General features: G+C 70.2%; 19 protein-coding genes. 13 read left to right on the top strand and 6 right to left on the bottom strand.

Annotated features, from left to right (window positions below):
- Nucleotides 1–2 precede the first annotated feature (2 nt).
- From DMP23_RS30080 to DMP23_RS30065, 4 genes are all read left to right on the top strand, one after another.
- Complete coding sequence (locus DMP23_RS30080) at nucleotides 3–599, top strand: response regulator transcription factor (protein WP_020662719.1); 597 nt, start codon at nucleotides 3–5, stop codon at nucleotides 597–599.
- A 324-nt stretch (nucleotides 600–923) separates the two neighbouring features.
- The gene (locus tag DMP23_RS30075) at nucleotides 924–1,496 is read left to right on the top strand and encodes a sigma-70 family RNA polymerase sigma factor (protein ID WP_037816212.1); all 573 of its coding nucleotides are present in this window, start codon (nucleotides 924–926) and stop codon (nucleotides 1,494–1,496) included.
- Nucleotides 1,497–2,435 carry an anti-sigma-D factor RsdA gene (locus DMP23_RS30070; RefSeq protein ID WP_134731472.1) on the top strand — a complete coding sequence of 313 codons (939 nt, stop codon included), beginning with the start codon at nucleotides 1,497–1,499 and terminating at the stop codon, nucleotides 2,433–2,435.
- 62 nt (nucleotides 2,436–2,497) lie between these two features.
- Entirely contained in the window at nucleotides 2,498–2,791 is a 294-nt protein-coding gene (locus DMP23_RS30065) for a hypothetical protein (protein ID WP_037816210.1), read from the top strand.
- A gap of 118 nt (nucleotides 2,792–2,909) precedes the next feature.
- Here DMP23_RS30065 and DMP23_RS30060 read toward each other — a convergent pair whose 3' ends face one another.
- On the bottom strand, nucleotides 2,910–3,305 hold the full coding sequence (locus DMP23_RS30060; RefSeq protein ID WP_009072430.1) for a DUF5319 domain-containing protein: 396 nt from the start codon (nucleotides 3,303–3,305) through the stop codon (nucleotides 2,910–2,912).
- Between the two features lie 139 nt (nucleotides 3,306–3,444).
- Between DMP23_RS30060 and guaB the strand changes: the two genes are divergently transcribed.
- Together guaB and DMP23_RS30050 are read left to right on the top strand one after the other, a co-directional pair.
- Entirely contained in the window at nucleotides 3,445–4,956 is a 1,512-nt protein-coding gene (gene guaB / locus DMP23_RS30055) for an IMP dehydrogenase (protein WP_336160434.1), read from the top strand.
- A gap of 68 nt (nucleotides 4,957–5,024) precedes the next feature.
- Entirely contained in the window at nucleotides 5,025–5,444 is a 420-nt protein-coding gene (locus DMP23_RS30050; RefSeq protein ID WP_238608617.1) for a DUF3574 domain-containing protein, read from the top strand.
- On the opposite strand, the gene DMP23_RS30045 is transcribed toward DMP23_RS30050, so the two are convergent.
- Nucleotides 5,396–6,631 carry an MFS transporter gene (locus tag DMP23_RS30045; RefSeq protein ID WP_337823202.1) on the bottom strand — a complete coding sequence of 412 codons (1,236 nt, stop codon included), beginning with the start codon at nucleotides 6,629–6,631 and terminating at the stop codon, nucleotides 5,396–5,398. The two genes, DMP23_RS30050 and DMP23_RS30045, sit on opposite strands and share 49 nt — an antisense overlap.
- A 171-nt stretch (nucleotides 6,632–6,802) precedes the next feature.
- Between DMP23_RS30045 and DMP23_RS30040 the strand changes: the two genes are divergently transcribed.
- From DMP23_RS30040 to DMP23_RS30030, 3 genes are all read left to right on the top strand, one after another.
- Nucleotides 6,803–7,942 carry a GuaB3 family IMP dehydrogenase-related protein gene (locus DMP23_RS30040; protein ID WP_037816435.1) on the top strand — a complete coding sequence of 380 codons (1,140 nt, stop codon included), beginning with the start codon at nucleotides 6,803–6,805 and terminating at the stop codon, nucleotides 7,940–7,942.
- A gap of 154 nt (nucleotides 7,943–8,096) precedes the next feature.
- Complete coding sequence (locus tag DMP23_RS30035) at nucleotides 8,097–9,803, top strand: GMC family oxidoreductase (protein ID WP_337823201.1); 1,707 nt, start codon at nucleotides 8,097–8,099, stop codon at nucleotides 9,801–9,803.
- Nucleotides 9,804–9,817: 14 nt separating this feature from the next.
- On the top strand, nucleotides 9,818–10,507 hold the full coding sequence (locus DMP23_RS30030; RefSeq protein WP_238608615.1) for a maleylpyruvate isomerase family mycothiol-dependent enzyme: 690 nt from the start codon (nucleotides 9,818–9,820) through the stop codon (nucleotides 10,505–10,507).
- 1 nt (nucleotide 10,508) lies between these two features.
- Here the strand turns inward: DMP23_RS30030 and DMP23_RS30025 are convergent, their stop codons facing one another.
- Nucleotides 10,509–10,955, bottom strand: coding sequence for an ester cyclase (locus tag DMP23_RS30025; RefSeq protein WP_238608614.1), 447 nt, complete (start codon nucleotides 10,953–10,955; stop codon nucleotides 10,509–10,511).
- A gap of 74 nt (nucleotides 10,956–11,029) precedes the next feature.
- Between DMP23_RS30025 and DMP23_RS30020 the strand changes: the two genes are divergently transcribed.
- Nucleotides 11,030–11,674: a TetR/AcrR family transcriptional regulator C-terminal domain-containing protein gene (locus tag DMP23_RS30020; protein ID WP_337823200.1), complete on the top strand. Its 645-nt coding sequence runs from the start codon at nucleotides 11,030–11,032 to the stop codon at nucleotides 11,672–11,674.
- A complete protein-coding gene (locus tag DMP23_RS30015; RefSeq protein WP_337823199.1) occupies nucleotides 11,671–13,134 on the top strand; it encodes an FAD-binding oxidoreductase in 1,464 nt (487 codons plus the stop codon). Before DMP23_RS30020 ends, DMP23_RS30015 begins: the two co-directional genes overlap by 4 nt.
- Here DMP23_RS30015 and DMP23_RS30010 read toward each other — a convergent pair.
- The gene (locus DMP23_RS30010; protein WP_337823198.1) at nucleotides 13,122–13,574 is read right to left on the bottom strand and encodes a GNAT family N-acetyltransferase; all 453 of its coding nucleotides are present in this window, start codon (nucleotides 13,572–13,574) and stop codon (nucleotides 13,122–13,124) included. The genes DMP23_RS30015 and DMP23_RS30010 overlap by 13 nt on opposite strands.
- Nucleotides 13,575–13,579: 5 nt before the next feature.
- Nucleotides 13,580–15,025 (bottom strand): aldehyde dehydrogenase family protein, encoded by a 1,446-nt coding sequence (locus tag DMP23_RS30005; protein ID WP_337823197.1) that lies wholly within the window; start codon nucleotides 15,023–15,025, stop codon nucleotides 13,580–13,582.
- A gap of 129 nt (nucleotides 15,026–15,154) precedes the next feature.
- Between DMP23_RS30005 and DMP23_RS30000 the strand changes: the two genes are divergently transcribed.
- A complete protein-coding gene (locus tag DMP23_RS30000; RefSeq protein WP_337823196.1) occupies nucleotides 15,155–15,802 on the top strand; it encodes a rhomboid family intramembrane serine protease in 648 nt (215 codons plus the stop codon).
- Here the strand turns inward: DMP23_RS30000 and DMP23_RS29995 are convergent.
- Nucleotides 15,735–16,280 (bottom strand): DinB family protein, encoded by a 546-nt coding sequence (locus DMP23_RS29995; protein ID WP_337823195.1) that lies wholly within the window; start codon nucleotides 16,278–16,280, stop codon nucleotides 15,735–15,737. The genes DMP23_RS30000 and DMP23_RS29995 overlap by 68 nt on opposite strands.
- Before the next feature lie 117 nt (nucleotides 16,281–16,397).
- Here DMP23_RS29995 and guaA point away from each other — a divergent pair, with 117 nt between their 5' ends.
- Nucleotides 16,398–17,954 (top strand): glutamine-hydrolyzing GMP synthase, encoded by a 1,557-nt coding sequence (gene guaA, locus DMP23_RS29990; RefSeq protein WP_078870587.1) that lies wholly within the window; start codon nucleotides 16,398–16,400, stop codon nucleotides 17,952–17,954.
- The last annotated feature ends 4 nt before the right edge of the window (nucleotides 17,955–17,958 follow it).

Genomic DNA, 17,958 nt, shown 5'->3' with positions numbered 1-17,958 from the left:
CCGTGACGACGGTCTTGATCTGCGACGACCGACGCAGTGTCCGCGAAGGGCTCACCCGTGTGATGTCCGCGGTGCCTGGGGTCAGTCGCATCGACTGCGTAGCGCACGGTGACGAGCTGCTGGCCCGGTACACCCGTCAGCCGGTCGATGTCGTGCTGGTCGGAACGCAACGCGCGGTCCCGACGGGCGTCGAGGCCACGCGCCGGCTCGTCTCCGCGAACCCCCAGGCGAACGTCATCGTCTTCGGAGCCCCGGACGACGCGGGCAGCATCGCGGCCGCCATCGCCGGCGGAGCGCGCGGCTACCTGCGCTGGGACGCTTCGCGGCCCGAACTGGTCGCCGCGCTGGCGCACACCCTGGCCAGCACCTCGGTGCCCGCGCCGCGGCAGCCGTCCGACCCGGGCGTGCAGCTCACCGAGCGCGAGCTGCAGGTGCTGCGCGGCATGAGCCAGGGCAAGAGCAACGGCCAGATCGGCCGTGAGCTGTACCTCTCCGAGGACACGGTCAAGACGCACGCGCGGCGGCTGTTCCGCAAGCTCGGCGTCCGCGACCGCGCGCAGGCCGTGGCGCACGGCTTCCGTCGCGGCCTCGTGTCCTGACCGAGGCGGGGCAAGCCAAAACGGGACTTCCGATCCGATTCCCGCGGTGACGAACGGGCCAGGGCAGCCAAGCCCTGGCCCGTACCTGTTGTCCTGGCCCCCCGCACTCGTGCCACGCCCGCGTCCCCACCGCGTGACGGCACTGCCCCAGCCCGTCTGCCTGCGACAATCGCCGTCCGGCCGCGCCCGGCGCGCCGGTCACCACCTCTGGCGGTTGTCTGGTAGGACTCCGACGGTACGGTAGCTGTGACCGGCGCTGGACGGGGACGACCACGCGCCGGATTCTTTGCACGCCTACACGTAACGCTGGGACTGTTGTCTGCGATGGCCACTGTGGGGGATGGACTGGACGAGCCGGTCGCCGCCGCTGTCGAGGGAGACCCTCAGGCAGTGGAGCGGTTGCTGGCCGCCATTCGTCCCCTTGTGGTGCGGTATTGCCGTGCCAGGGTTGGCAGGCAGGAGCGTTCGTTCGCTTCGGCAGACGACGTTGCGCAGGAGGTGTGTCTCGCGGTGCTTACGGCCTTGCCTTCGTACCGTGACCAGGGCCGCCCCTTTCTGGCGTTCGTCTACGGCATCGCCCAGCACAAGGTCGCCGACGCGCACCGCGCCGCGGCGCGCAACCGGGCGGAGCCGGTCGCCGAGATCCCCGACGAGATCGAGGTCGGCGTCGGTCCGGAGCAACGTGCTCTCCAGGGTGAGCTGAACGAGCGGATGGCGCAGTTGCTGCAGGTGCTGCCGGACAAACAACGGGAAATCGTCGTTTTGCGGGTCGTGGTCGGGCTGTCGGCGGAGGAGACGGCGGACGCCGTCGGTTCCACGCCGGGCGCTGTCCGCGTCGCCCAGCACCGGGCGCTCGCCCGGCTGCGCAAGGTGCTTGCCGCCGAGGAGGTGATCTGAGTGACCGATCGCGAAGACCGGGACAGAGACCTGTCACCTTCCGCCCAGGCCAGCGGCCTGACCGGGTACGAAGCGGAAGCCGACGGCGACCTCACGGCCATCCAGGCCGACGACGCGCTCCTCGACGCGCTCGGCGGGACCGATCCGGCTGTCGCCGACGGGCTCGGAGACCAGGAACTGAACGCGCTGCTGCTCGCTTGGCGCCGCGACATCGACAGCGAACCGCTCGCCGAGCTGGTCGACGTCGACACCGCGGTCACCACGGTGAAGACCGCCACGCTGGCGCGCAAATACCAAAGCCGCGGCCGGCGCCGCCGCTATCTCGTGCCGGTGGCCGCCGCGTGCGCCGCCGCCGCGATCGCCTTCACCGGCACCGGGCTCGCCGCCCGGGACGCCCAGCCCGGCGACACGCTGTGGGGCCTCACGAAGGTGCTCTACGCCGACCACGCCCGCTCCGTCGAGGCCGCCGCCGCGGCGAAGCTCGACCTGGAGAAGGCGAACCTGGCCCTGGCCGACAACCGGCTCGCGGACGCCCGGCGCGCGCTCGCCGACGCGCAGGCCGCGCTCACCCAGGTCACCGACGCGGACAACCGCAACCAGCTGATGCAGCAGCACCGCGAACTCGCCGCGCAGCTCGGTCAGCCGACGGCCCCGCCCACGGGTCAGACGACGTCGTCGTCGCCCGCTGTTCCGCCGGGACACGATCCGGTCAGCAGCGCGGCGCCGCCGCCCGGACAGTCGACCTCGCTGCCGGGCACCGGCCACACCGACAACCCGCCGCCGGTCACCTCGGTGACGCCGCTGCCGCCGGTGACGTCGACGCCGAGTTCGCCGCCGCCGTCGCCGAGCGCCACCCCGAACGATCCGGGCACGGGCAGCAGTCCGCGCAACGAGTCGTCGCAAGGGGCGCAGGCCCCGAACGGCACCAGCGGTTCCTAGGTTTTCCGAAGGTCCCGGCACGAACAGTGCCGGGACCTTTTTCGTATCGGCGGGGAGGCGCGATGCTGGTTTTCGGAGAGCCCTACGAGACCGCGAGCGGAACGGTGCTGGTCACCGTCACGCGGGAGGGCCGTCGAGGCGGGCCGGGGCGTGCGGTCGGGCTGTACACGATCAACGCGGACGGCGTGACGTGGACGCCCGCGACGGATCAGGGCCGGATCGCGCTGATCGGTGCGTGCACGGGTTTCGTGGCGGCGGCGTTCGCGACGCTGGCCGTGGTGCGCCGTCCGCCGTGGCCGAACCTGACCGAGCGGGCGATGATTGCCCAGGCGGAAAGCGTGAAGCGCCGACGCTGACCCTGGGTTGTCCACAAGTCGACACAGCTGTGGGCAACCCCTGTGGACAACTTGTCCGCGCACACGAAGAAGGCCCCGGTGGCCAAGCTCACCAGGACCTTTTCGGACGAGATAAAACTCAGTACGCGCTCTCGTTCGCGGTGACGCCGTCCGCGAAACCGCGGCAGTAGTCCCAGCTCACGTAGTCGGTCGGGTTCGGGTCGAACGCCGGCTCGTGCGGGCGCATCCGGCCGTCGGACAGCAGTTGCTCCAGGCTCGCGCGCAGCAGCGTCCAGTCGTGGTAGTGGGGTTCGTCGCACTCACCGCAGTCGACCACGATGCCGCGAACCCCGCGAGGCTCCAGCAGAGCCTGGTACACGGCGAGGTCGGACAGGTCGGCCAGCAGCTCGGTGCGCTCGTCCGCGCTGATCGGCTCTTCGAGGTGGTCGTCGGGGTCGGGGATGGCCCGGGCCGGATCGTCCGGGTCGTCCGCGAACGGATCGGGGGGCAACACATCGTGCGGCACGGCCTGCACGCTACCCGCCGGGCCACCCGCCCGGGCCAGGGCCCCGGCCCGGATATCATGAGGGGAAGGCCCGACCACCCTCGGCCCACGCCAGGCACCGCTGCCCGCGACTCCAGCCCACTCCCGCCAGGAAGGCCCTTCGCCCCTCATGACCAGCGAAAGCATCACCCCCGCAGTGCCCAGCAAGTTCGCGATGCTCGGCTTGACCTTCGACGACGTGCTGCTGCTGCCCGCGGAATCGGACGTGGTGCCCAGCGCGGTGGACACGAGCACGCAGCTCACCCGCAACATCAAGCTCAACGTTCCGCTGGTCTCCGCCGCCATGGACACGGTCACCGAGGCGCGGATGGCGATCGCCATGGCACGGCAGGGCGGCATCGGCGTGCTGCAGCGCAACCTGCCGATCGAGGAGCAGGCGGCGGCGGTCGAGGTCGTGAAGCGGTCCGAGGCGGGCATGGTCACCGACCCGGTCACCTGTTCCCCGGACGACACCCTCGCCGAGGTCGACGCGCTGTGCGCCCGGTTCCGGATCTCCGGCGTCCCGGTCACCGACGCCTCCGGCGCGCTCGTGGGCATCATCACCAACCGCGACATGCGGTTCGAGGTCGACCACACCCGCCTGGTGAGCGAGGTCATGACCCGGACGCCGCTGGTGACGGCACAGGTCGGCGTCACCGCGGAGGCCGCGCTGGGGCTGCTGCGCAGGCACAAGATCGAGAAGCTGCCGATCGTCGACGGCGCGGGCAAGCTGCGTGGCCTGATCACGGTCAAGGACTTCGTGAAGACCGACCAGTACCCGAAGGCCTCGAAGGACCCGGACGGCCGCCTCATCGTCGGCGCCGCGGTCGGCGTGGGCCCGGACGGGCACAAGCGTGCGATGGCGCTGGCCGAGGCCGGGGTGGACGTGCTGATGGTCGACACGGCGCACGGCCACTCGCGGGCGGTCGTGGAAACGGTGCGGCTGCTGAAGAAGGAACTGGGCGACACCGTCGACGTCGTCGGTGGCAACGTCGCGACGCGGGCCGGTGCGCAGGCGCTGGTGGACGCGGGCGTGGACGGGGTGAAGGTCGGCGTCGGCCCGGGCTCGATCTGCACCACGCGGATCGTCGCGGGTGTGGGCGTGCCGCAGATCTCCGCGATCTACGAGGCGGACCAGGCTTGTCGTCCGGCGGGCGTTCCGGTGATCGGCGACGGCGGCATCCAGTACTCCGGCGACATCGCGAAGGCCATCGCCGCGGGCGCGTCCACGGTCATGCTGGGCAGCCTGCTCGCGGGCACCGCGGAATCGCCCGGCGACCTGATCCTGGTGAACGGCAAGCAGTTCAAGGTGTACCGCGGCATGGGCTCGCTGGGCGCCATGCAGTCGCGCGGCGAGGCGAAGTCCTACTCCAAGGACCGCTACGCCCAGGACGACGTGCTCAACGAGGACAAGCTGGTGCCGGAGGGCATCGAAGGCCGGATTCCGTTCCGCGGGCCGCTGTCGAACGTCGTGCACCAGCTTGTCGGCGGTCTGCGCGCGGGCATGGGTTACGCGGGTGCGGAGACGATCGCGGCGATGCAGGAGGCGCAGCTGGTCCGGATCACCGCGGCCGGGCTGAAGGAAAGCCACCCGCACGACATCACGATGACGGTCGAGGCCCCGAACTACACGACCCGCTGATCGCGCTGTTCGCCCGCTCCGCCGCCCGCCACACTGGATTCCCAGGTGACGGCGAGGGGAGCGGGCGAATGCGGTTTTCCCGGAGGTTCGTGCTGACGGCGGCGGCCGCGATGGTGCTCGGGGGAGGGGCGGCTTCGGCAGCTGCGGCGGATTCGCCGGACAGTTCGTTGTGGAAGCGCACTGAGCTGTACTTCGGCACCTCGAAGCCCGGCGGCAGCGAGGTGAGCGAGAAGGAGTTCGCGGACTTCTCGGCCAAGGACATCACGCCGCGTTTCCCAGACGGCTTCACCCAGCTCGAGGGCACCGGTCAGTGGCGGTCCGGCGGCGGCGCGGTCGTCCGGGAGCATTCGATCGTGCTCGTCGTGCTGTATCCGCCGACGAATCAGCACGCGAACGGCGACCTCGAACAGATCCGCACCGACTACAAGCACCTGTTCGATCAGGAATCCGTGCTGCGGACGGATTCCACCGCACGCGTCTCGTTCTGAGCGCGGTTCCACCCGAGCAGCAGCAACGGCGTCGCCAGCATCAACGCGCCCGCCAGCCCGAGTGCGCCGCGCGTGCCCAGCCACGTCGCGACCAAGCCCCACAGCAGCGTCAGGCCGGCGGTGCTGGCGCTGCCGCTGATCCGCCACGCGGACAACATCCGGCTCACGTACCCGTCTTCGGTTTCCTCGAGCCGGTACGTCGCGAGGACCGTGTTGTACGCCGCCGCGCAGATGATCAGGCCGAACTCCACCGCCATCACCCAGAACAGCCCGCCGATCCCGGGCGGCACGAACGCCAGCAGCACGACCCAGCACGTCCGGACCGTGGCGAGGATTGGCAGCAACCGCACCCGGCCGTACCGGGGGACCAGGCGGCGGGCGAGCCGGGAGCCGACCAGGCCGCCGAGGCAGGGGACGCCGAACGCGAGCCCGTACTGCCAGGTCGGCAGGCCGAGTTCGCCGAGCAGCAGCACCGCCAGGACTGGCGAGGTGGCCATGATCAGACCGTTGACCAGGCAGGAGTTGAGGAACAGCATCCGCAGCCGGGCGTGCCGGAAGAGGTAGCGCCAGCCTTCGACGAGGTCCGCGGCGCGGAAGGGGGCGGGGCGGGCTGGTTTGGGCTCGCGGGTGCGGATCGTCGAGAGGGAGAACGCGGACAGCAGGTAGCTGAACGCGTCGAGAAGCACTGTGGCCAGCGGGCCGAAGAACCCGATCGCCGCACCGCCGGCGGGCGGGCCGAGTGCGGTCGCGGTCCAGAGCGTGGTCTCGAACCGGCCGTTCGCGGCGAGCAGGTCTGGACCACGCGCGAGTGATTTCAGATACGCCCCGCTCGCCGAGGTGAACGCGATGTTCGCCGCGGCCACGAGCACCGATACCGCCACGAGCTGGGAGAACGTCAGCAGGTCCAGCAGGTACGCGGGCAGCAGCGTGAGCAGGGCGGCGAACCGGACGAGGTCCATCGCGATCAGCACGGGTCGTTTTCGCCGGAATTCGACCCACGGACCGAGCGGGAGCGCGGCCAGCGAACCCGCCGCCAGCCCGGCTCCGGCCAGCAGCGACACCTGCGCGGCACTGCTGTGCAGCACCCGGACCGCGATGATCGAGAAGGCGTCGAGGGCGAAGTAGGTGCCCCCGATGCTGACCGCGTACCCGAGCCACAGCCGGTGAAAGTCCTTGCCCAGCGCCAAATCCGTCCCCCTCGTTCAGCCGGGCAGCCAACCATCCGCCCGCGCCGGTGGCAAACAACCGCGCGCACAACCGGTGGTTGTCGCCACCGCAACGGTCCCCCGCGCGCAGGTCACCCGTGCCGACTCGCGACAATGGACCGCGAAGGCGTCAGGCGCGAGAAGGGACATCACGTGCGGGATCTGGTCGAGATCGGCATGGGCCGCACGGCGCGGCGGGCGTATGACCTCGATGACGTGGAGATCGTGCCGTCGCGGCGGACGCGGTCGTCGTCGGTGGTGTCCACCGCGTGGCAAATCGACGCGTACCGGTTCGACCTGCCGCTGGTCACCCACCCGACGGACGCGATCGTGTCGCCGGGGACCGCGGTGGCGATCGGCGAGCTGGGCGGCCTCGGCGTGCTCAACGCCGAAGGGCTGTGGGCTCGGCACGCGAACGTCGAGGAGGCGATCTTCCGCCTCGTCCGCGCCGCCGAGGACAGCGAAGACCCGGCCGCGGTCGTGCGCGAGCTGCAGGAGCTGCACTCCGCGCCGATCCGGCTCGACCTGCTGACCGAGGCGATCAAGACGGTCCGCGAATCCGGTGTGACGGTCGCCGCGCGGGTGAGCCCGCAGCACGCCGCCGAGCTGACCCCGGATCTGATCGCGGCGGGCGTCGAGATCCTGGTCGTGCAGGGCACGATCATCTCCGCCGAGCACGTGCAGCGCGACGCGGAACCGCTCAACCTCAAGGAGTTCATCGGCCGCCTCGACGTGCCGGTGATCGCGGGCGGCGTGAGCGACTACCGCACCGCCATGCACCTGATGCGCACCGGCGCGGCGGGCGTCATCGTCGGCCACGGCTACACCGACGGCGTCACCAGCACCGACCGCGTGCTCGGCATCGGCACCCCGATGGCGACGGCGATCGTGGACGCGGCCGCCGCGCGCCGCGACTACCTGGACGAGACCGGCGGCCGCTACGTGCACGTCCTCGCCGACGGCGGCATCACGACGTCCGGCGACATCGCGAAGGCGATCGCCTGCGGCGCGGACGCGGTCATGCTCGGCGCCCCGCTGGCGACCGCGTCGGACGCCCCGGGCCAGGGCCTGTACTGGACCGCCGCGGCCGCGCACCCGTCGCTGCCGCGCTCGCGCGTGGTGGCCGGCCCGGATTCGGACTACGCGGTGGACCTGAAGACGCTGCTGTTCGGCCCGTCCTCGGACGCGGAGGGCGTGGTGAACCTGTTCGGTGCGCTGCGTCGCGCGATGGCCAAGACGGGGTACTCGGACCTGAAGGAGTTCCAGCGCGTCGGGCTGACCGTGCGCGGCTGAGGCACTCGCGGAAAGGGCCCCTTCGCGGGGGCCCTTTTTGTGCCCGCACGCCCGTCCTCGTGCCGCGCCTGAAGGGGTGAACGGACGGCTCCGAGGTAACTCGTCAGTAACTTAACTCTGGTCTGGCGGCTCCCCGGGGGTTACCCTCTTTCCTGTGACTGCCAGTAACACCACCACCGCGCGGCAAGAACCCGACTACGACGTCCTCGTGGTCGGTTCCGGGTTCGGCGGCAGCGTCGCGGCGTTGCGGCTGACCGAGAAGGGCTACCGCGTCGCGGTGGTCGAGGCGGGCCGGCGCTTCGCCGACGACGAGTTCGCCAAGACGTCCTGGGATCTCAAGCGCTACCTCTGGGCCCCGCAGCTCGGCTGTTACGGCATCCAGCGCATCCACATGCTCAACGACGTGATGGTGCTGGCCGGCGCTGGCGTCGGCGGCGGTTCGCTGGTCTACGCGAACACGCTGTACCGCCCGCTCAAGCCGTTCTACCAAGACCGGCAGTGGGCGCACATCACCGACTGGGAAAGCGAACTCGCGCCGCACTACGACCAGGCCAGCCGCATGCTCGGCGTCGTCACGAACCCGACGATCACGCCGTCCGACGTGGTGATGCGGGACGTCGCGAAGAAGATGGGCGTCGAGGATTCGTTCCACGCCACGCCGGTCGGGGTGTACTTCGGCAAGCCGGGCGAGACGGTGGAGGATCCGTTCTTCGGCGGCGCCGGGCCGGACCGGGTCGGGTGCACCGAATGCGGTTCCTGCATGACCGGCTGCCGCGTCGGCGCGAAGAACACGCTGGTGAAGAACTACCTGTACCTCGCGGAAAAGGACGGCGCACAGGTCATTCCGCTGACCACGGTGACGTCGGTGCGCCCGCGCGGCGACGGTTACGAGATCACGCTGCAGAAGACCGGCACGCGTTCGCGGCGGTTCCGGACCACGGTCACCGCGGCGCAGGTGGTGTTCGCCGCGGGCACCTGGGGAACGCAGAACCTGTTGCACCGCATGAAGGACACGGCCGCGCTGCCGAAGCTGTCCGCCAAGCTCGGCGAGCTGACCCGGACGAACTCCGAGGCGATCATCGGCGCGGCGCGGACCACTGTGGACCCCGAACGGGACTTCAGCCGCGGCGTCGCGATCACGTCGTCGATCCATCCGGACGAGAACACGCACATCGAGCCGGTGCGGTACGGCAAGGGCAGCAACGCGATGAGCCTGCTGCAGACCGTTGCCACCGACGGGTCTTCGCGCGTTCCGCGCTGGCGGCAGGCGGTCACGTTCCTGGTCAAGCACCCGGTGCAGTCGGCGAAACTGCTGAACGCGTACCGGTGGAGCGAGCGCACGGTGATCCTGCTGGTGATGCAGAGCCTCGACAATTCCATCACCACCTACACCCGGCGCGGTCTGTTCGGACGGCGGAAGTACACGTCGAAACAGGGCCACGGCGAGCCGAACCCGAGCTTCATCCCGGCCGGGCACGAGGCGAACGTCCTTACCGCGGAACGGATCGGCGGCATGCCGGGCGGCACCTGGGGCGAGGTTTTCGACATCCCGCTCACCGCGCACTTCATCGGCGGCGTGCCGATCGGCGACAGCGCCGACACCGGGGTCATCGACCCGTACCACCGGGTTTACGGCTATCCCGGACTGTCCGTTGTGGACGGTTCGGCGATCACCGCGAACCTCGGGGTGAACCCGTCGCTCACCATCGCCGCGCAGGCCGAGCGGGCGTTCTCGTTCTGGCCCAACAAGGGCGAGGCGGACGAGCGGCCGGAGCAGAGCAGCGGGTACGCCCGGGTGGAACCGGTCGCGCCGAAGAACCCGGCGGTTCCGGCGAACGCGCCCGCGGCACTGCGCCGCTGACCTAAGATCGTCCGGTGACCACTGCGGCGCTGGACCGGATCCGGGAACTGCACGACGAATGGGCACGAGTCGCCGAGGCGATGCCTGCCTCGGCGTTCGGCGAGCCGAGCGCGCTGCCGGGCTGGACGCGCGCGCATCTGCTCACCCACCTCGCGCGCAACGCTGATGCCCTCGGCAACCTGCTGACCTGGGCGGAAACCGGGGTCGAGCGGTCGATGTACGGCCCGGGCAACGCGCGGGACGACGAGATCGAGGCTGGCGCTGGCCGTGCTCCGGCGGAAATCGTGGCCGACCTGGTCGCGGCCGGGAAGCGCCTGACCGACCACGCCGCGCGGCTGTCGGACGAGGTGTGGGCAGCGCCGGTCCGGCACCGGCACGGCGGCGAGCTGACCGGCGCGGACGTGCTCACGCTGCGGCTTTCCGAGACCACGATCCACCTCGCCGACCTCGACGCCGGCCACGATTTCGACAGTGCCACCGCGTTGCTCGGCGGGCATCTCGAAGCGGTGATCGGGACGCTGATCCGGATGTGCCCGCGTCCGCTGCCCTCGTTCCGGATCACCGACGGCGTCCGCACCTGGACCCTCGGCGAAGGCGGCGACCTCGTCACCGGAACGCCCGGCACGGTGCTGGCTTGGCTGACCGGTCGCGGCGACAGTTCCGCGCTTTCCGGGCCGGTGCCGGAGATGGCTCCGCTGATCTGACTCAGCTGGGCTGGCGGGCGGCGGCGAGCTCGTCGTCGTCGCCGACGATGCCCAGTTGCTGCAGGATGGCGAGCCGGTCGGTCTGGATGTCGAGTTCGGAGATCCGCCCGTCGGTCACCCGCGCCAGGACGAAACCGCGCCACGTTCCGCTTTTGCCGGTCGCGAAGCCTCTGCGGTAGTAGCCGGTGTTGGTCGCGGTGAGCGTCACCGTGGCCGCGACCTGGTCGTCTTCGGCGAGTAGTGAATCGACGTCGACGCGCAGGTCCGGGAACGCGGTCAGCATCTGCGTCCAGCCGGTGCGGAAGGCGGCGAGCCCGCCGGTCGGCGCGTCGACCACGACCGGGCCGGATTCGGTGACGTCCTCGGCCACGACGGTGTCCAGTTCGGCGAGGTCGTGGCTGTTGACGATGGCGAGAAAACGGCGCAGGACGGTCTTGGGGTCGGTCATGGCTCCTCGATTCTTACGCTGTAAGAGACGAGCACAGTGGTACCTTACGGCGTAAGAAACGTCAAGGGGGACCAGTGTCCGATCGGAGGGCCCGGCCGCGCGCCGGGCTGACCAGGGAGCGGGTCGTGGACGCCGCGCTCGCGTTCGTGGACGAGCACGGCATCGCCGCGCTGTCGATGCGCAAGCTCGGCGCGGAACTCGGCGTGGAGGCGATGACCCTCTATCACTACGTGCCGAACAAGGAAGCGCTGTTCGACGCGCTGGTCGACCGGCTCGTCTCGGCGCTGGCCGGGATCGAGCCGGAGCCGGGGGAGCCCGGCCAGCAGTGGCTGGGCCGGGTCGCCCGCGCGTACCGGGAGCAGTTGCTCGCGCATCCGGGCGTGCTGCCGCTCGCCGCGACCCGTCCCGCGGTCAGCCCGGAGTCGTTGCAGGTGATCGAAACCGCATTGCGGTTGTTGGAGTTGCCGCCGGCGCGCGGACTCGACATGGTGAACGCCGTGATGACCTTCGTTCTCGGCCACACGCTCGCCGAGGCAGGCCGTACGCCCGGCGCGAAGTCCGATGTGGACAGTCTCGCGCACCTTGACGAGGACCGCTTTCCGCTGCTCGCGCAAGCCCTGCAAGACGGGGCAAGGCACGCCGAGCGGTTCGAATTCGCCCTTCGGGCATTACTCGCTGGACTTTTCGCAACCCATTCACGGTCTGAGGCGTCTGAATGAACATGACACTGGGGAGAAGGACGTTCCTGCGCGCCGCCGGGTTGACGGCGGTGGGCGCGGTGGCCGCGGCCTGCACAGCGAAACCGGGACCGTCGGTGCCGCAGACCAGCCCGACGACGAGAACGTCCGTACCGCCGAGCACCAGCTCGAAGCCGTCCGGGCCGCCGGACTGGAACGCGTTGCGCGGCAAACTCTCCGGCGACCTCGTGCTTCCTTCCGACGACGGATTCGCCACCGCGAAGCGGGCGTTCAATCCGCTTTTCGACGGACACAATCCCGTTGCGGTAGCGAAATGCGCGAAGCCGGAGGACGTGCAGGCGTGCGTCGAAGCGGCTGGCGGCCGGGTTCCGCTCGCTGCACGCAGCGGCGGGCACAGTTATGCCGGGTATTCCGCGCCGGACGGCGGGCTGGTGCTCGACGTCGGCGGCATGGCCGGTGTCGACGTGCAGGGCGACCAGGTGGTGATCGGCGCGGGCGCGAAACTCGGCGACGTCTACTCGGCGCTCGCGAAGGCCGGCCGTTGCCTGCCCGCGGGTTCGTGCCCGACTGTCGGCATTGCCGGGCTCGCGCTCGGCGGCGGAATCGGTGTGTTGACCCGCAAATACGGCCTGACCTGCGACCGGCTGCAGTCCGCGCAGATCGTCACGCCGGACGGCAAGCTGCGCACGGTGAGCGCGCAAGCCGACGACGACCTGTTCTGGGCACTGCGCGGCGGCGGGGGCGGAAACTTCGGCGTGGTCACGTCGTTCACCTTCACCACGGTGGAAGCGCCGACTATCACGGTGTTTTCGCTGAAGTTCCCGTCTGGTTCGGCGAGCGACGTGGTCGACGCGTGGCAGCGCTGGCTGCCGAGCGCCCCGCCCGAACTGTGGTCGAACTGCGTGGTTTCCGGCGGCCCGAGCGGAGCCTGCCGGGTCGGCGGGGCGTTCGTGGGCACTTCGGCTGGCCTGACGTCGGCGCTCAGCGGATTCTCGGTGACGCCGTCCAGCCGCACGATGAAAACCCTCAGCTACGGCGCGGCGATGAACTACTTCTCCGGCAGTTCCGAACGGCAGACCTTCGTGGCGTCGTCACGCATCATCACCGATCCGGTCGACGGCGGGAAGATCGCCGATCTCGCTTCCGGGCACAAGGGAATGGACCTGCTCATCGACGGCCTCGGCGGCGCGGTTGGCGACATCGCGCCCACCGCAACGGCGTTCCCGCACCGGAAAGCGCTGGCCAGCATTCAGGTCTACGCCCCGGCGACGGCGAGCAGCCAGGACACCGCACGCAAGTCTGTGTCCACTGTGGTCGCTGGACTGGCGGACGCGGGCGCGCGCGGCGGCTACGTGAACTACATCGACCCGGACCTGCCGGACTGGAAGTCGGCCTACTACGGCGACAACGCGGCCCGGCTGGACCAGGTGGCGAAGAAGTACGACCCCGACGGGGTATTCAAGTTCGCTCAGTCTGCTTGATGCGGGGGCCAGGCGTAACGCACGTCTGGCTCACCCTCTTCATTTCGCTGCCCGTCGGTGTACTCGACGGCGACGAAACCGTGGCGGCGGTAAAACCGTTGTGCTGGCTCGTTGACCTGGAACGTCCACAGGGTCAGCCCGTCGGGGCGGAGTTGTTTGGCCAAGTCGACCAACTGGTCGTCGATTCCGCGGCCGAGCCACGGAGGGTCGAGATAGAGCTGCGCCAGCTCCGCGCCGTCGAGCACGAGCAGTCCGGCCACAGTGGACTCGGCGACCGCGACCCAGGTTTCCTGCTGCGGCACCACGACATTCGCGAACCACCAGCGCACCGCGTCGTCATCGTGAGCGCGGCGAACTGTCGGCAACGCGGCGGAGAACGACCGCAGCCACACGTCGGCGATGTCGCGTGCGTCTGCGACCGTTGCCCGTCGCAGGTCCACTGTGGTCAGGGGTCGACCCCGGTGAAAACCGTGACCCGTTCCTCGGTCAGGTCATTCATCGCCGACAGCACGCCCTCGCGGCCGACGCCCGACCCCTTCACGCCGCCGTACGGCATCTGGTCCGCGCGGTACGACGGCACGTCACCGATGATCACCCCGCCGACCTCCAATTCCGCTGACGCGTGAAAGGCCAGCTGCACGTCACTGGTGAACACCCCAGCCTGCAGTCCGTACGCGGACGCGTTCACCGAAGCGAAAGCCTCGTCCACACCATCCACAATGGACACCGCGAGCACGGGCCCGAAGATTTCCTCCGACCAGGCCTTGGCATCCGCGGGCACGTCGGTCAGCAGAGTCGGCGCAACCGTTGCGCCCGAACGGGTTCCGCCGGTCAGCACTCGGGCACCACCGGCCACGGCTTCCTCGACCCACTCGATGATCCGTTCCGCGGCCGCCTCGTCGACGACCGGGCCGACGTCGGTGTTGCGGTCGTACGGATCGCCGGTCTGCTGCGCCTCGACGGCCTCGGTCAGCGCGGGCACGAACTCCTCCGCGATCGCCGCGTCCACGATCACCCGCTGCACCGCGATGCACGACTGGCCCGCCTGGTAGTTCCCGAATGTCGCGATCCGTTGCGCGGCACCCTCGACGTCCGGCCAGTCGCGCAGCACAACCGCCGCGGCGTTTCCACCCAGTTCGAGCACCACGTGCTTGCGCGCCGCCGCGTCCGCGATCGACCAGCCGACCGGGCCTGAACCGGTGAACGAAACCACCGGCAGCCGCGGGTCGGCGACCAGCGCTTGCGTCTCCTCGTTTCCCAGCGGCAGCACGGAAAACGCGCCTTCCGGCAGGTCGGTCTCGGCAAGCAGTTCGCCAAGCACCAGCGAGGACAACGGCGTACGCGGGGCAGGCTTGATGATGATCGGCGCGCCGACTGCGAGCGCGGGCGCGACCTTGTGCGCCACCAGGTTCAGCGGGAAGTTGAACGGCGCGATCCCGAGCACCGGCCCGCGCGGCACCCGGCGGGTCAGCGCGAGCCGGGCATCACCGGACGGATCGGCGTCGAGCCGTTGCATTTCGCCGCTGAACCGGCGTGCCTCCTCGGCCGCGATCCGGAACACCGACACCGCGCGCTTCACCTCGGCCTCGGCCCACTTCAGCGGCTTGCCGTTCTCGGCCGTGATCACCTCGGCGAGTTCGTCGGCCCGCATCGCGATCCCGCGCGAAACCTGCTCCAGCGCGGCCGCGCGCTGATGCGCGGGAGTGCGCCGGAACTCCTTCGCGACCGAGGCCGCCGCGGCCACCGCCCGTTCGACCTGGTCAGCGCCGGGCACCGCGACCGTCGCCACTTCGCTGCCGTCGAACGGGTGGTGCACCACGAGGGTGCTCGCGCCCTGCTCAGCCTGACCGGCGATCCACGCGGCCCGCGGCTGTGGGGTGATCGTGTCCATGGGCTCAAGGTATTAGGGAGCGCCAGGCCCGGCACGCCGGACTCGGTCCTTCGATTGTGGCTTCTGTCCTGGCGTCGAGATGACATTTGTCGGGGGTCCCCGGCACCCGCCCGGCATATCGTTCGGCCCATGACGAACTCGGTGGCCTCTCGTTGGACCGAAAGCCCGTCGCGGGCCTTCTTCGCGCGGGTCGGAACACCGCGCCGTCCGGTGCTGACCGGCGCGGTGTTCCTCGTGACCGCAGTAGTGCTTGTTGCCCAGCTGGCGGATCCGGCGCTCTTCGACCGCTTCAAGCGCGACGCCACCGCGATCGACGCCGGAGAGTGGTGGCGGCTGCTGACCGGCATGTTCTTCCAGGACGGCAAGATTTTCGGCGGGATTTTCAACCTGCTCGCCCTCGCCGCGGTCGGCACCTTCGCGGAATGGTGCCTCGGCCGGGTGTCCTGGTTCGTCCTGTACTTCGGCTGCGGACTGTTCGGCCAGTACCTCAGCTACGTCTGGCTGAACCCGGTCGGGGCGGGCAACTCGATGTGCGTCGCCGGGCTGCTCGGCGCACTCGCGGTGGTGGTGTGGCGGGCGCGCGACGCCGAGCCGCCGCAAGCGCTCTACCGCGCCGCGCTGCTGATCGTGCCGCTGGCGGTGCTCGACACGGTGCTGCACGACAACCACGGCATGCCCGCGCTGCTCGGCATCGCGCTGGGGCTGCTGGTCACCGGTTTCGGTAAAGGTCGCGCAGCAGCAGGATCTCCGCGCAGTGGTGGATCATCTCTCGGTTGATGTGCAGGACGAGCGCAGCCATCGACAGCTCCGCGTACGGACCTTCAGCGGGACCGCACGGGCGCGCCAGCGCTTCGGCGTCGAGGCTGCGTACGCCGGCGATCCAGGTCGCGTACGCGTCGTCGAGCCGCTTCAGCGCTTCGTCGGCGGTGCCCGCGTACGGGAAGTCCTGATAGGACATCGGCGGTCCGCCGAAGTGCGACGCGGAGCGCATGCCCAGGACGCCTGGGATGATGTGGGCCAGCCGCCACGCGATGGTGGTCACCGGCGGCGGAGTCGGCTCCGGGAACGAGAAATCGACCGTGAAGTCGCCGGTGCCCGGGTCGTTCTCGCTCGTGCGGGGGTGCACCGTCCAGCAGTCCGCGACCGGCTGCCAGAAGTACTCGTCGTCGGTCAGCCCCTCCAGCTTCGGGCGCACGTGGTGCTGCCAGTGCCAGTCGAGTTGCTCGGTCAGTTCGTTGGTCCAGTCGTTGGTCATGCGGGAACGGTAAGCCGGTTCGCGGACAGCGGCTGTCCTCATTACGGGGCCATTGCCGACGTGACGGGGCCCACCTGGGACGATGGTGGCAAAAGCGCTGATACCTGGAGGTCTTGGGTGGCCACTCCCACCGGTCCGGTACTCGTCATGGACTTCGGGGCGCAGTACGCGCAGCTGATCGCCCGTCGCGTGCGCGAGGCGCAGATCTTCTCCGAGGTCGTGCCGTCCAGCGCGACCGTCGAGGAGCTGCTCGCCAAGAACCCGTCCGCGATCATCCTGTCCGGCGGCCCGTCGAGCGTGTACGCCGAGGGCGCCCCGGCGATGGACCCGAAGCTGGTCGAGGCCGGCGTGCCGATCCTCGGCATCTGCTACGGCCACCAGCTGCTCGCCCGCGCGCTCGGCGGCGTCGTCGAGCCGACCGGCGTGCGCGAGTTCGGCCGCACCGACGTGCGGATCGTCGGCGAGGGCGGTGTCCTGCACACCGGGCTGCCCGATCACCAGACGGCGTGGATGAGCCACAACGACAGCGTCACCAAGGCCCCCGAGGGCTCGGTCGTCACGGCCAGCTCCGACGGTGCCGAGGTCGCTGGCTTCGAGGACGTCGAGCGGCGCTTCGCGGGCGTGCAGTACCACCCGGAGGTGGCGCACTCGCCGCACGGCCAGGAGGTGCTGCGCCGGTTCCTGTACGAGATCGCCGGCGTGCGGCCCGGCTGGACCACTTCGTCCATTGTGGACGAGCAGGTCGCCGCGGTCGCCGCGCAGATCGGCGAGGGACGGGCCATCTGCGGCCTGTCCGGCGGCGTTGACTCCGCGGTCGCCGCGGCACTCGTCCAGCGGGCCATCGGCGACCGGCTGACCTGCGTGTTCGTCGACCACGGCCTGCTGCGCGCGGGGGAGCGCACCCAGGTCGAGCGCGATTTCGTGGCCGCGACCGGCGTCAACCTGGTCACCGTGGACGCGCGCGAGCGGTTCCTGAACGCGCTGGCCGGCGTCACCGACCCGGAGCAGAAGCGCAAGATCATCGGCCGCGAGTTCATCCGCGTGTTCGAGCAGGCCGAGCGCGACCTCAAGGCGCAGGGCGACTACCGGTTCCTCGTGCAGGGCACGCTGTACCCGGACGTCGTCGAATCCGGCGGCGGCGAGGGCACCGCGAACATCAAGAGCCACCACAACGTCGGCGGCCTGCCTGACGACCTGCAGTTCGAGCTGGTCGAACCGCTGCGGCTGCTGTTCAAGGACGAGGTCCGCCGGGTCGGGCTCGAACTGGGGCTGCCGGAGACGATCGTGCAGCGCCAGCCGTTCCCCGGGCCGGGCCTCGGCATCCGGATCATCGGCGAGGTGACCGCGGACCGGCTGGAGACCCTGCGCGAGGCGGACGCGATCGCCCGCGAGGAACTCACCGCGGCCGGGCTGGACCAGGAGATCTGGCAGTGCCCGGTGGTGCTGCTCGCGGACGTCCGCAGCGTCGGCGTCCAGGGCGACGGACGGACATACGGCCACCCGATCGTGCTGCGCCCGGTGTCGTCGGAGGACGCGATGACCGCCGACTGGACGCGGCTGCCGTACGAGGTGCTGGAGCGGATCTCGACCCGGATCACGAACGAGGTGTCCGAGGTCAACCGCGTGGTGCTGGACGTGACGAGCAAGCCGCCGGGCACCATCGAGTGGGAATGACGTG

The organism is Amycolatopsis sp. A1MSW2902, from assembly GCF_017312175.1.
Lineage (GTDB): Bacteria > Actinomycetota > Actinomycetes > Mycobacteriales > Pseudonocardiaceae > Amycolatopsis > Amycolatopsis nivea.
Note: the sequence above shows the minus strand (reverse complement) of the source record. Positions and strands in the feature narration are given on the sequence as shown.

Coding starts and splice junctions, on each gene's coding strand:
- DMP23_RS30050 (WP_238608617.1), top strand. CDS start 5,025: ATGCGGTTTTCCCGGAGGTTCGTGCTGACGGCGGCGGCCGCGATGGTG.
- guaB (WP_336160434.1), top strand. CDS start 3,445: ATGACCAGCGAAAGCATCACCCCCGCAGTGCCCAGCAAGTTCGCGATG.
- DMP23_RS30025 (WP_238608614.1), bottom strand. CDS start 10,955: ATGACCGACCCCAAGACCGTCCTGCGCCGTTTTCTCGCCATCGTCAAC.
- DMP23_RS30005 (WP_337823197.1), bottom strand. CDS start 15,025: ATGGACACGATCACCCCACAGCCGCGGGCCGCGTGGATCGCCGGTCAG.
- DMP23_RS30065 (WP_037816210.1), top strand. CDS start 2,498: ATGCTGGTTTTCGGAGAGCCCTACGAGACCGCGAGCGGAACGGTGCTG.
- DMP23_RS30015 (WP_337823199.1), top strand. CDS start 11,671: ATGAACATGACACTGGGGAGAAGGACGTTCCTGCGCGCCGCCGGGTTG.
- DMP23_RS30000 (WP_337823196.1), top strand. CDS start 15,155: ATGACGAACTCGGTGGCCTCTCGTTGGACCGAAAGCCCGTCGCGGGCC.
- DMP23_RS29995 (WP_337823195.1), bottom strand. CDS start 16,280: ATGACCAACGACTGGACCAACGAACTGACCGAGCAACTCGACTGGCAC.
- DMP23_RS30075 (WP_037816212.1), top strand. CDS start 924: ATGGCCACTGTGGGGGATGGACTGGACGAGCCGGTCGCCGCCGCTGTC.